Annotated in this window: 13 protein-coding genes; all 13 read left to right on the top strand. The window is 74.1% G+C overall.

The window, feature by feature from the left end; genetic code table 11:
* Nucleotides 1-8 precede the first annotated feature (8 nt).
* From HCN51_RS44135 to HCN51_RS44195, 13 genes are read left to right on the top strand one after another with little or no spacing between them, the layout of a single operon-like run.
* On the top strand, nt 9-1,103 hold the full coding sequence (locus HCN51_RS44135; protein ID WP_168017950.1) for a beta-ketoacyl synthase N-terminal-like domain-containing protein: 1,095 nt from the start codon (nt 9-11) through the stop codon (nt 1,101-1,103).
* Nucleotides 1,100-2,812, top strand: coding sequence for an acetyl-CoA carboxylase, carboxyltransferase subunit beta (accD, locus tag HCN51_RS44140; protein WP_168017951.1), 1,713 nt, complete (start codon nt 1,100-1,102; stop codon nt 2,810-2,812). Before HCN51_RS44135 ends, accD begins: the two co-directional genes overlap by 4 nt.
* On the top strand, nt 2,805-3,254 hold the full coding sequence (locus tag HCN51_RS44145) for an acetyl-CoA carboxylase biotin carboxyl carrier protein (RefSeq protein WP_168017952.1): 450 nt from the start codon (nt 2,805-2,807) through the stop codon (nt 3,252-3,254). The genes accD and HCN51_RS44145 overlap by 8 nt, the downstream gene beginning before the upstream one ends.
* A 14-nt stretch (nt 3,255-3,268) precedes the next feature.
* Complete coding sequence (locus HCN51_RS44150) at nt 3,269-4,606, top strand: acetyl-CoA carboxylase biotin carboxylase subunit (protein WP_168017953.1); 1,338 nt, start codon at nt 3,269-3,271, stop codon at nt 4,604-4,606.
* 15 nt (nt 4,607-4,621) lie between these two features.
* On the top strand, nt 4,622-4,888 hold the full coding sequence (locus HCN51_RS44155; protein WP_206068591.1) for an acyl carrier protein: 267 nt from the start codon (nt 4,622-4,624) through the stop codon (nt 4,886-4,888).
* The gene (locus tag HCN51_RS44160) at nt 4,885-5,202 is read left to right on the top strand and encodes an ApeI family dehydratase (protein ID WP_168017954.1); all 318 of its coding nucleotides are present in this window, start codon (nt 4,885-4,887) and stop codon (nt 5,200-5,202) included. Before HCN51_RS44155 ends, HCN51_RS44160 begins: the two co-directional genes overlap by 4 nt.
* Nucleotides 5,199-5,789, top strand: a complete 591-nt coding sequence (locus tag HCN51_RS44165) for a 3-hydroxyacyl-ACP dehydratase FabZ family protein (protein ID WP_206068592.1) — start codon at nt 5,199-5,201, stop codon at nt 5,787-5,789. The genes HCN51_RS44160 and HCN51_RS44165 overlap by 4 nt, the downstream gene beginning before the upstream one ends.
* The gene (gene fabG / locus HCN51_RS44170; protein ID WP_168017955.1) at nt 5,786-6,526 is read left to right on the top strand and encodes a 3-oxoacyl-[acyl-carrier-protein] reductase; all 741 of its coding nucleotides are present in this window, start codon (nt 5,786-5,788) and stop codon (nt 6,524-6,526) included. The genes HCN51_RS44165 and fabG overlap by 4 nt, the downstream gene beginning before the upstream one ends.
* Before the next feature lie 17 nt (nt 6,527-6,543).
* Nucleotides 6,544-7,191 (top strand): DsbA family protein, encoded by a 648-nt coding sequence (locus tag HCN51_RS44175; protein WP_206068593.1) that lies wholly within the window; start codon nt 6,544-6,546, stop codon nt 7,189-7,191.
* A gap of 56 nt (nt 7,192-7,247) precedes the next feature.
* Nucleotides 7,248-8,990 (top strand): fatty acyl-AMP ligase, encoded by a 1,743-nt coding sequence (locus HCN51_RS44180; RefSeq protein ID WP_168017957.1) that lies wholly within the window; start codon nt 7,248-7,250, stop codon nt 8,988-8,990.
* Nucleotides 8,987-10,657: an acyl-CoA dehydrogenase family protein gene (locus HCN51_RS44185; RefSeq protein WP_168017958.1), complete on the top strand. Its 1,671-nt coding sequence runs from the start codon at nt 8,987-8,989 to the stop codon at nt 10,655-10,657. Before HCN51_RS44180 ends, HCN51_RS44185 begins: the two co-directional genes overlap by 4 nt.
* Nucleotides 10,647-10,886, top strand: a complete 240-nt coding sequence (locus HCN51_RS44190; protein WP_080044124.1) for an acyl carrier protein — start codon at nt 10,647-10,649, stop codon at nt 10,884-10,886. Before HCN51_RS44185 ends, HCN51_RS44190 begins: the two co-directional genes overlap by 11 nt.
* On the top strand, nt 10,886-12,265 hold the full coding sequence (locus HCN51_RS44195) for a condensation domain-containing protein (protein WP_168017959.1): 1,380 nt from the start codon (nt 10,886-10,888) through the stop codon (nt 12,263-12,265). Before HCN51_RS44190 ends, HCN51_RS44195 begins: the two co-directional genes overlap by 1 nt.
* Nucleotides 12,266-12,430: the final 165 nt, after the last annotated feature.

A 12,430-nucleotide genomic window follows, 5' to 3' on the forward strand; every position in this document is an offset into this window, starting at 1 on the left:
GAGAGATCATGGATGAGCTGGTCATGTCGGGATGGTCCGTCGCCTCGCCCTTCGGGCTGGGGGTGGACCCGTTCGCCGCCGGGATCGGCGCGGGGCGGCGTCCGGTGTCCACCCCCGTCAGCGGGCCGTTCGACGAGGCGTGCGTCATTCCCGGCTTCGACATCCCCGCCGTGCTCGGCCCCAAGGGCACCCGCGCCATGGACCGCGCCACCGGCATCGCGGTCGCCGGGGTCGGGATGCTGCTGGAGCAGTACGGCGCGGGCCTGACCGACCGCCCGGAGAGCGTCGGGCTCGTGCTCGGCACCGGGTCCGGCAGCGTGCAGAGCATCATCGACTTCACCAGGGAGTCGATGACCGGCGACAAGCCGTACCACGTGGACCCGGCCCGCTTCCCCAACACCGTCATGAACCGGGCCGCCGGGCAGAGCGCCATCTGGCACGGGCTCAAGGGCCCGAACGCCACCGTCGCGGGCGGCGCCGCCACCGGCCTGCTCGCCCTCAACTACGCCACCCGCCTGCTGCGGCGGGGCCGCTGCGAGACGATCCTGTGCGGCGCGGTCGAGGAGTTCTCCGAGCACCGCGGCCGGCTGGCCTGGCAGGCGGGGCACCGCGACGAGCCGCTGGGCGAGGGCTGCGCGATCTTCCTGATGGAGACGGGACGGAGTGCCGCCCGCGCGGGGCGCACCCCGCTGGCCACCGTGCTCGGCTCCCGCTTCGCCGCCTTCACCGAGCTGGAGGAGGCCGGGCCGTGCCTGGCGGGCTGCGTCACGGGGCTGCTGGAGCGGCTCTGGCTCGACCCTGGGGACGTGCGGCTGGTGGCCGCGTCCGGCACCAGGGGCGGGCTGGGGGAGCAGGAGGAGCTGGGCATCTCTGAGTCGGTCGGCACCGGCGCGGCCCGGCTGCGCTGCCGGGACGTGCTCGGCGACATGGCGGCCGCCTCCGCCGCCTTCCAGGTCGCCGCCGTCCTTGCCGCGGGTGGCCCAAGAGCTTCGGGAGCGCGGCCTGGTGACATCGCGCTGGTCACGACCATGGACCGGGACGGGGTGACCGGCTGCACCGTGCTGCGGCTGGAAGCCGGCGCCAGAGCGGAACGCGCGGCATGACCTCCATCCTCGACCGCATCAACGCGCTGCCGGCCGACACCTGGCGCCGCTGCCCCGGCTGCTCCGGGCTCGTGCACCGCGACGGCCTGGCCAGGCACGCCCACACGTGCCCCGACTGCGGCCACCACTTCCCGCTGCGGGCGGCCGAGCGCATCGCGATGCTGGCCGACCCCGGCAGCTTCACCGAGCGCCACGGCGACCTCGCCCCGCTGGACCCGCTGTCCTTCACCGACCGGCTGCCCTACCCCGACCGGCTGGCCAGGGCCAGGCGGAGCACCGGGCTGCAGGACGCCGTCGTGACCGGCACCGCCACGCTCGGCGGCCGCCCCGTGGTGCTGGCCGTGCTGGACTTCGCCTTTCTCGGCGGCAGCATGGGCTCGGTCGTGGGCGAGAAGGTCGCCCTGGCCGCCGAGCTGGCCCTGCGGACGAGGACGCCGCTGGTCGCCGTCTCCGCCTCCGGCGGGGCCCGCATGCAGGAAGGCGTGCTGTCGCTGCTGCAGATGGCCAAGACCGCCGCCGCCGTGCGCCGCCTGCGGGACGCCGGGGTGCCGTACCTGAGCGTGCTGGCCGATCCGGTGTACGGCGGGGTGGCCGCGTCGTTCGCGTCGCTGGGGGACGTGATCGTGGCGGAGGAGGGGGCGCGGGCGGGGTTCGCCGGGCCCCGGGTGATCGAGCAGACGATCAGGCAGGAGCTGCCGCCGGGCTTCCAGACCGCCCGGTTCCTGCACGAGCACGGGCATGTGGACCTCGTGGTCCGCCGCCAGGAGCTGCGCGGGACGCTGTCGCGCCTGGTCTCCCTGCTCACGCTGACCGTCGACCGCCCGACGCTCCCGCCCCGCCCCTCCCCTGGCCCCGGCCGCGCCGCCGCCGATCCCGGACGCTCGTCCTCCGCCGGCTCCGGCCGCTCGTCCGAGGAGGAGGCGGTGCCGGACGCCTGGGAGAGCGTGCGGCTGGCCCGCGCGCCCGAGCGGCCCAACGCCACCAGGCGCATCGAGGAGCTGTTCACCGGCTTCACCGAGCTGCACGGCGACCGGCAGGGCGGCGACGACCCGGCGGTGATCGGCGGCCCGGCCCGGCTGGGCGGCGTCGCGGTGATGGTGGTCGCCCACCACAAGGGCGCCGGCACCGCCGAGAACGTCGCCCGCAACTTCGGCATGCCCCACCCCGCCGGCTACCGCAAGGCCATGCGCCTGTACGGGCTCGCCGAGCGGCACCGCCTGCCGGTGGTGACGCTGGTGGACACGCCGGGCGCGTACCCGGGGATCGCCGCCGAGGAGGGCAACCAGAGCGGCGCGATCGCCGAGTCGCTGGCGCTGGCCGCCGGGCTGCGCACCCCCGTGCTCAGCGTGATCACTGGGGAGGGCGGCAGCGGCGGCGCGCTGGCGCTGGCCGTGGCCGACCGGCTGCTCATCGAGGAGCACGGCGTCTTCTCCGTGATCAGCCCGGAGGGGGCCGCCTCGATCCTGTTCGGCGACGCCTCCCGGGCGCCGGACCTGGCCAGGGCGCTGCGCCTGCGCGCGACCGACCTGCGCGAGCTGGGGCTGGTCGACGCGGTGGTGCCCGAAGGGCCGGGGGCGCTGGCGCGGGCGCTGGTGGAGCACCTGGGCGGGCTGCTCGCCGTGCCGGTGGAGGAGCTGGTCGAGCGGCGCTACCGGCGGTTGCGGTCGTACGGGACGTGGACGACGGAGAAGGAAGATCGCCATGGCTGAACTGCACGACACGGTCGAGGCGGCGGCCCGGCTGCTGGACCTGATGCGCGGCACCGACGTGCGGCGGCTCCGGCTGGCCGTGGACGACGTGCGCATCGACGTGGAACGCGACGACGGCACCCCTCCCATCGCGCAGGTGACGGGCGCGCAGGTGACGGGCGCGGACGTGGCGGGCGGCGCGGAGGCGGTGGGGACGGGAGCGGTCGTCGCGCCTCTCATGGGCGTGTTCTACCAGCGCCCGGCCCCCGACCAGCCGCCGTTCGTCGAGGTGGGCCAGCACGTCCACGCGGGCGAGCAGGTCGCGATCGTCGAGGCCATGAAGAGCATGAACCCGGTGGTCGCCGACCGGGACGGCGTGGTGGCGCGGATCTGCGTGGCCGACGGCGAGGTGGTGGAGTTCGAGCAGCCGCTGCTCGAGCTCGCGCCCGCGGGAAGCGGGTGAGCGCGGTGCGGCGCATGCTGGTCGGCAACCGCGGCGAGATCGCCGTACGCATCGTGCGCACCTGCCGCGACCTCGGCATCGAGAGCGTCGTCGCGCACTCGACGGCCGACCGCGGCAGCCTGGCCGTCGAGCTGGCCGACCGGGCGGTGCACATCGGGCCCGCCCCGGCACGGCGCAGCTACACCAACATCCCGGCCCTGCTGTACGCGTGCGCCAAGACCGGCGCCGACGCCGTGCATCCCGGCTGCGGCTTCCTGTCGGAGGATCCGCTGTTCGCGGCGGCCTGCGGCGAGGTCGGCATCACGTTCGTCGGCCCGTCGCCCAAGCACATCGCGCTCATGGGCAACAAGGTCGACGCCAGGGCCGCGATGCGGGCGGGCGGCGTGCCCGTCCTGCCCGCCTCCGACGGGCCCGTGGACGGCGCGTACGAGGCCCGCCAGGCGGCCGGCGACATCGGCTACCCGCTGATCGTCAAGGCCGTGGCGGGCGGCGGCGGGCGCGGGATGCGGGTCGTGCACCGCCCTGAGGACCTGGTCCCGGCGTACGAGGACACCAGGGCCACCGCCCGCACGCTCTTCCAGGACGACCGCGTCTACCTGGAGAGGTACGTGCCGCGCGGCCGGCACATCGAGGTGCAGATCCTGGCCGACTCCTTCGGCAACGTGATCGACCTCGGCGAGCGCGACTGCACGGTGCAGCGCAGGCACCAGAAGCTGGTGGAGGAGTCGCCGGCCCCGTCGCTCGGCGACGACCTGCGGCGCCGGCTTCGCCAGGTGGCCGTGGCGGGCGCGGAGTCCATCGGGTACGTCAGCGCGGGCACCTTCGAGTTCATGGTGACCGACGACGGCGAGCCGTACTTCATCGAGATGAACACCCGCCTCCAGGTCGAGCACCCGATCACCGAGGAGCGCACCGGGCTCGACCTGGTCGAATGGATGATCAGGATCGCCCGCGGCGAGGCGCTGCCGTTCGGCCCGGGCGACGTCGAGCCGTCGGGGCACGCCGTCGAGGTGCGCATCAACGCCGAGGACGTCGGGCGCGACTGGGCCGGCTCCACGGGCCGCGTGCGCGGCCTGCGCCTGCCCGCCGGGCCGGGCATCCGGGTCGACTCGCACCTGTACGACGGGTACGAGGTGCCGCCGTTCTACGACTCGCTGCTCGCCAAGATCATCGCCACCGGCCCGACCCGGGAGGTGGCGCTGCGCCGGATGGACCGGGCGCTGCGCGAGTTCCGGTGCGACGGCGTGGTGACGAACGCGGCCTTCCACCGCACGCTCCTGCGCGACCCCGGCTTCGCCTCCGGCGACTACCGGCTCGGCATCGCCGAGTCCCTGTGCTCCCCGCAACCGTGAAGAGAGGAAAGACGCATGACCGAACAGATCATGGCCAAGGTCGACAAGGAGGAGCTGCGCACGGTGATCGCGGCGACCCTCGACGTGGACGTGGCCGAGGTGACCGACGACGCGTTGTTCGTCGAGGACCTGGAGGTCGACTCGCTGATGGCGCTGGAGATCGCGGTCAACCTGGAGCAGCGGTACCAGGTGAAGATCGGTGAGAGCGAGCTGTCCGGGGTGACCACGCTGGACAGCACGCACGCCCTGCTGGAGGAGCTGCTGCGGAAGGCCGGCCGGTGACCGCTCTGACGGCGACGGTGCTGCTCGACCCGGACGAGCCCGTGCTGGCCGGGCACTATCCGGGGTTCCCGGTGTTCCCCGGCGTGCGGGTGGTGGAGCTGGCCGACCAGACGGTCCGCGCGTCCGCCGCGGACCTGGAGCTGGCCGAGATCGTCAGCGCCCGCTTCCTCCGCCCGGTGCTGCCCGGCGACCTGATCACCGTGGAGGCCACGCTGCGCGGCGGCGACTGCACCGCGGTGGTCACCACCGACCGGGGCGAGACCGCCCGGCTGCGGTTGCGGTACCGGGAGATCGGGAAAGGCGGAAAGCCATGAGCGGGGCCGGGCAGGGCGGACGCGGCGTCGTCAGCGGGGCCGAGCAGATCGAGCGGGGCGTCGTGGGCGGGGTCGAGCAGATCGAGCGGGGCGTCGTGGGCGGGGTCGAGCAGATCAAGCGGATCATCCCGCACCGCTACCCGATCCTGCTGGTCGACCGGGTCGTGTCGGTGTCGCCGGGCCGCGGCCTGACCGCGATCAAGGCGGTCACCTGCAACGAGCCCTGCTACGAGCACGTCGACGACGACGCGGGCGAGCGGGCCTACCACTACCCGCCGTCGCTGGTGCTGGAGTCGTGGGCGCAGGCCGCCGCGCTGCTGGCGCTGTGGGAGCAGCCGAACCCCGACGTGCTGTCGGGCAAGGTCGTGCTGGGCGGCGCGATGAAGAACGTGCGCTTCCCACGCCCCGTGCTGCCCGGCGACGTCATCGAGCACCGCGTACGCCTGGTCCGCCAGGTCGGCGACAGCTCGATCATGGAGGGGGAGTCCCTCGTCGGCACGGACGTCGTCCACGAGATCGGCGCCATGGTGGAGACGATGCGCCCGATCGACGTCCTCCGCCCCGAGCCGGTGGGGAGCCCGTCATGAGCGAGCGCCCGGTCGCGCTGGTCACCGGCGGCTCGCGGGGCATCGGCAGGGCCGTGGTGACCCGGCTCGCCCTCGACGGCCACGACGTGGCCTTCTGCTACCAGTCCAACGCCGAGGCGGCCCGCGCGGCGGCCAAGGAGGCGTCGGAGGCGGGGGCGCGCGTCCTGTCCCGGCAGGTGGACGTGGCCGACCGCGCCCAGGTGCGGGCGTTCACGGCCGAGGTCGAGGACGAGTTCGGCCCCGTGCGGGCCCTCGTCACCTCGGCCGGGATCACCCGCGACCGGCCGCTGGCGCTGCTGCCGGACGCCGACTGGGACCGGGTGATCTCGGTCAACCTCGACGGCACGCACAACGTCGTGCGCGCCGCCATCTATCCGATGATGAAGCGCAAGCGCGGCACCGTCGTCACGCTGTCGTCCGTGGCCGGCGTCGCCGGGAACGCGGGCCAGACGAACTACTCGGCGTCCAAGGCCGGGATCATCGGCTTCACGAAGGCGCTGGCCAAGGAGGTCGGCCGCTACGGCATCACGGCCAACGTGGTCGCCCCCGGCTTCATCGAGACCGACATGACCGCCGGGCTGGGCGGCAAGGTCGCCGAGCGGATGGGGGAGCGGATCAGCCTGGGCCGCTTCGGCACGCCGGGCGAGGTGGCCGACCTGGTGTCCTTCCTCGCCTCCGGCCGGGCCGCGTACATCACCGGCCAGGTCATCCGTGTGGACGGCGGCATCGCCCTGTGAGCGCGAAGGGAGACACGGTGAGGTTCTACTTCAGCCTGCGCAGCCCGTACTCGTGGCTGACCCTGCACGACCTGATGGGCGACTATCCCGAGCTGGCCGAGCGGCTGGAGTGGATCCCGTACTGGGACCCGGAGGAGGCGCTGCTCAAGGAGCTGAACGCGGCCGGCGGCGAGTTCGGCTACGCCAGCATGCCGAAGGCCAAGCACCTGTACCTCCTCCAGGACGTGCGCCGGCTCGCCCGCGCCCGCGGCCTGGCCGTGCGCTGGCCGCTGGACCGCGAGCCGCGCTGGGAGGTGCCGCACCTGGCCTACCTGGTGGCCGCGGAGCGGGGGCGCGGCAGGGAGTTCGTGCTGCGCGCCTGCGAGCTGCGGTGGGAGCAGGGGCAGGACATCTGCGACCCGGCCGTGCTCGCCCGCCTCGCCGAGGACGTCGGCCTGCCCGGCGACGAGGCGGTGGCGGCGGCCGACGACGCCGCCGTGCGCGAGCGGGGCGTCCGCGCCCTGCTGTCGGCCTACGAGGACGGCGTGTTCGGCGTGCCGTTCTTCACCCGCCGCTACGACAAGTTCTGGGGGCTGGACAGGCTCGCGGCGTTCGCCGAGGTCGCCGGGGCGCGCCCGGCCGGCGACCGCCGTCCGGCCGAGGAGCACGCCGGCGGCTGCGGCTGACCGGTATGGGCGGAATATAGGGCGCCGCCGGACCGTGCTGGAGAGGTGAACGGGGATTGAGCGAGTTCGAGAGTTTCATGGCCCGGCTGGGTGATCACGCGGCGCGGGTGCCCGGCCGGGTGGCGCTGGTGTTCCGCGACGGCCGCGGCGAGGAGGAGAGCCACACGTACCGGGAGCTGTGGTCCGCCGCCCGGTCGGCGGGCGCGTGGCTGGCGGAACGGGTGCGTCCGGGGGAGCGGGTGCTGCTGTCGTACCCGTCCGGGACCGAGTTCGTCACGGCGTTCCTCGGCTGTCTGTACGCGGGCGCGGTCGCCGTCCCCGCACCCGTGCCGGACGCCTACCGGCAGCACCACGACCGCATCACGGCCGTCTGCGGGGACGCGGCCCCGTCGCTGATCCTGACCGACGAGGCCCACCTCGACGCGGTCACCGGCTGGGTGCGCGAGGCCGGGCTCGGCGTCGAGGTGACCGTGGCCGGCCGCGCCGAGCCGGGCGAGCCGGCCCCGGTCACGCCGGAGTCGCTGGCCTTCCTCCAGTACACCTCCGGCTCGACCAGCGAGGCGAAGGGCGTGATGGTCGGCCACGGCAACCTGGTCGACAACATCCTCGTCGGCCGCCGCCTGCTCGACCTGGACGAGGGCGCCCGCTTCTGCAGCTGGCTGCCCGTCTACCACGACATGGGCCTGGTCGCGATGATCCTGCTGCCGCTCCACCTCGGCGGGACCGCCGTGCTCATGTCGCCGACGACGTTCCTGCGCCGCCCGTGGACGTGGCTGGAGGCGATCGCCGAGCACGGCGCCGAGGTCAGCGCGGCCCCCGACTTCGCGTACGACCTGTGCGCCCGCCGCGTCACCGACGAGCAGATCCGCGGGCTCGACCTGTCGGGCTGGCGGCACGCCTGCAACGGCGCCGAGCCGGTGGACGCGGGCACGCTGGCCAGGTTCGCCGACCGGTTCGCCGCGGCCGGGCTCAAGCCCGAGTCGCTGACCGCCGGTTACGGCATGGCCGAGGCCACCCTGTTCATCTCCGGCACCGCGCCCGGCCACGCGCCCGTCGTCACCAAGGTCGGCGCGGCGGCGCTGGAGCGCGACGTGCTGGAGCCCGACCCGGCGGGCCGCCCGCTGGTGAGCTGCGGCCGGCCGCGCGCCCTGGACGTGCGCATCGTGGACCCCGCCACCGGCGCGGAGCTGCCCGAGGGGCGGGTCGGCGAGATCTGGGTACGCGGCGACGGCGTGGCGCGCGGCTACTGGCGGCGGGAGGCGGAGACGCGGCGCTGCTTCGGCGCGACCACCGCCGCAGGAGAGCCCGGGTTCCTGCGCACCGGCGACCTCGGCGCCCGCCTGGACGGCGAGCTGTACGTCACCGGCCGGATCAAGGACATGATGATCGTCCACGGGCGCAACCTCTACCCGCACGACGTCGAAAGGGCCCTGACCGGGCTGAGCCCGGCCACGGAGGGGCTGCCGTCCTGCGTGTTCTCGGTGGCGGCGCCCCGTGAGGAGCTGGTGGTCGTCCAGGAGGTCAGGAGCCGGGCCGTGCCCGGCCAGGCGCTGTCCGTCCTGGCCGGGGAGATCAGGTCGGCCCTCGGCCGGCGGCTCGGCGTGAGCGTGGCGAACGTCTGCTTCGTGCGGCCGGGCGGCATCCGCCGAACGACGAGCGGCAAGATCCGGCGGCCCGCGATGAAGAAGCTGTTCGTCGCGGGGTTGCTCGGCGCGACCCACGAGGACCTCTCCCCCGGCGTGATCGCGCACTACCGCACGCCGGGCGCCGCTGGCGAGCTTCAGGAGGGTGGCTCATGACGCGGTCGCGTCCCCCCGGCGAGTGGCTGGAGGATGCGCTGGGGGATCCCGGCGCTGAGGGGAACGTGTTCTCCATCGCCGGGCTCCTGGAGCTGGACCGGCGCGAGGAGTTCCCCGCCGACGCCTGCGCCCGCCTCGACGAGCTGGGCCTGCAGCGCTTCTACGTGCCCGCCGAGCACGGCGGCGGCCTGCGCTCGTACGAGGACCTGCTCCAGGTCATCCGGGTGCTGTCCCGCCGCGACTTCACCGTGGCCCTGGCCCACTGCAAGACCTACCTCGGCTCGGTCGCCGTCTGGGTGGCCGGCACGCCCGAGCAGGCGGCGGCGCTGGCCCGGCGGGTGCTGGGCGGCGAGGTCGTCTCGCTCGCCCTGACCGAGCGCGACCACGGCAGCGACCTGCTCGCCGGCGCCGTCACCGCCACGCCCGGCGCCTTCCGCCACCGGATCGACGGCGAGAAGTGGCTGATCAACAACGCCACCCGGGGCGACCTGGTGTGCGTGCTGGCCCGCACCGGCGCCCCGGGCGAGGCGCGCGGGCACAGCCTGTTCCTGGTGGACAAGCACGCCCTGCCGGAGGGCACGTACCGGTGCCTGCCCAAGGTGCCGACACACGGCGTGCGCGGGGCCGACATCAGCGGCATCGCCTTCACCGGTGCCGAGGTGCCCGCCGGGTCGATGGTGGGGGAGCCGGGCGGCGGGCTGGAGGTCCTGCTCAAGGCTTTGCAGATCACCCGTACGCTCTGCGGCGGCATGTCCCTGGGCATGGCCGAGCACGCGCTGCGCCTGGCGACCGGCTTCGCCGAGCGGCACCGGATGTTCGGCCGCCCGCTGATCGAGCTGCCGCAGACCGCCCGCGTGCTGGCCGAGGCGTACGCCGACCTGATGGTGGCCGAGGCCGTGACGGTGCTGTCCACGCGGGCCGTTCACTCGCTCACCGCGGAGCAGAGCGTGATCTCCGCGATCGTCAAGTACTACGTGCCGACCCTGGCCGACCAGGTCATCAACCGCCTGGCGAAGGTGCTGGGGGCGCGGGCGCTGCTGGTGGACGGGCCGTTCCAGAAGGTGCAGCGCGATCATCGCATCGTCGGCATCTTCGACGGCAACACGCTGGTCAACCTCAACGCGCTGGTCAACCAGTTCGCGGGGCTGGCGCGCGGCTACCGGCGCGGGCTCGTGGACCGGGAAGGGCTGGACGTGGCCGCGGACCTGGGCCGCGAGCTGCCTCCGCTGGTGCCGTCCCGGCTGAGCCTGCTCTCCCGCGGCGGCTGCAGCCTCGTGCAGGACCTGCCCACCCGCACGTCGGTGGACGATCAGGCCGATGGTCATGTGGCCGAGCTGCGGCGGCGGGCCGATGTGGTGCACGGGGAGCTGGCCCGCACCCGCCCCGCCAGCCGGGACGTGCCGCCGGAGCTGTTCGAGCTGGCCAGGCGTTACGCGGCGCTCTACGCGGGCGCGGCCTGCCTGCGGTTGCGGGCGGGCGACGGCGACGACGAGGACGACCAGGGTTCGCGCCGGTCGCGCGCCTGCCTGGCCCGGGTGCTCGGCCGCCGTGACGAGGCCGTGGACGGCCTGCTGCCCGTGCTGCGCGAGCGGGTCCACGACCGGCGGCCGCTGTCGGCGCTGCCGTACCGATCGAACTCACGAGGAGCTGTCACCCATGCCGTCTGACACGATCAGCACGTGGCTGCGCGAGCGCGTCGCCTTCTACGTGGAATGCGAGCCGGCCGAGATCGACCCCGACGTCAAGCTCGTGGAGATCGGGCTCGACTCGGTGTTCGCGATGAGCCTCAGCGGCGACATCGAGGACGAGTTCGGGGTGCTGGTCGAGCCGACCGTCGCCTGGGACCATCCGACGGTCAACGCGCTGGCCGGTTACCTGCGGGGTGTGGTGACCTGATGGCCGATTCGCCCGCGCGGGGGGAGGCGAGGCCGCTGTCGGTCGGGCAGCAGGCGATGTGGTTCCTGCAGCGCCTGGCCCCGGGCAGCACCGCGTACACGATGATGGTGGCGGTCCGGGTGCGCGGGCCGCTGGACGTGGGGCGGCTGCGGCGCGCGACCGCCGCGGTCGTCGCCCGGCACGAGCTGCTGCGCTCGGTGTTCACGGAGGTGGGCGGGGTGCCGCACCGGCTGGCGGCGGACCTGCCGGTGCCGCTGTCGGTGCGTGACGTGGGCGCGGTCGGCGACGACGTGCTGCGTGACCTGGTACGGGAGGCCGGGCGGGAGCCGTTCGACCTGGAGGGCACCGGCGCGTTCCGGGTCACGCTGGTGCGCAGGGACGCCCGCGACGCGGTGCTGATGCTGGTGTCCCACCACATCGTCAGCGACGCGATGTCGCAGTGGCTGGTGCTGCGTGACCTGCTGTGGGCCTACGACGAGGGGGACGCGCCGGGCTGGCCCCCGCTCGGGCGCACGTTCGACGACTACGTGCGGGGCGAGGCGGAGCTGCTGGCCTCGCCGAGGAGGGAGCGCCTGGAGCGGTACTGGCGCGGGGTGTGCGAGGGGGCGGTGCCGGGGCGGCTGCCCGCCGACAGGCCGCGCCCGGGGACGCCGTCGCTGCGGGGCGCAGCCACCGCCGTGTCCTTCTCCAGGGAGACCGGGGCCCGGCTGGTGGGGAGCGCCCGCGAGCTGGGCGTCTCGCCGTTCGCCCCGCTGGTGGCCGCCCTGCAGGCGGTGCTGTACCGCTACGCCGGGGGCGGCGACTTCCTCATCGGCTGCCCGGCCAGCACCCGCTTCACCGGCGGGATGCGGAACGTGGCCGGCTACTTCGCCAACACGCTGCCGATCCGCGCGAGCCTGACGCCCGCCACGACGTTCGGCGCGGCCGCCGTCGCGGCGCAGCGGGCCATGGTGGGCGGCGTCGCGCACGCCGCGCTGCCGTCGGCGCTCATCGGCGAGCTGACTCCCGGCCGGGCGCCGCTGTTCCACGTGGCGATCAACCTGCTGCCGATGGAGGCCATGGACCCGCCGCTGCCGCTGGCCGCCGACGGCTCCGTGGAGGGGCCGGAGACCACGCACCGCGGGTTGCGGCTGGCGGCCTACGACGTGCCCCAGATGGAGGGCCAGTTCGACCTCATGGTGGACGTCCGCAAGGCCGGCGACGTCTTCACCGCGGTGGTCAAGCACGACACCGACCTTTTCGAGCCGGCCACGGTCAGGCGTTTCGCCGGGCACTTTCGCCGGGCCGTCGAAACGGGCGTGCCGGACCTGCCCGTCGGGCGATTCCCGCTGGTGGACGACGACGAAGTGCGGCGGCTGCTCGCGCTCGGGTCGGCATGATATTCGCTCGTTGGACCGGCAGTTAATAAATGCCGCCGACTTTTCCTCGCCGGGATAAAGTGAGCACACCTCATGGTTTTCTTCAATTGTGTTCACCGGTTATACTCGGCAGCAGTTCGGTGACTGGCCCGAATGGATTTTCAGAATGCGGTTCGGAGGAATCCG

The sequence above is a fragment of the Nonomuraea composti genome (assembly GCF_012034275.1).
Lineage (GTDB): Bacteria > Actinomycetota > Actinomycetes > Streptosporangiales > Streptosporangiaceae > Nonomuraea > Nonomuraea composti.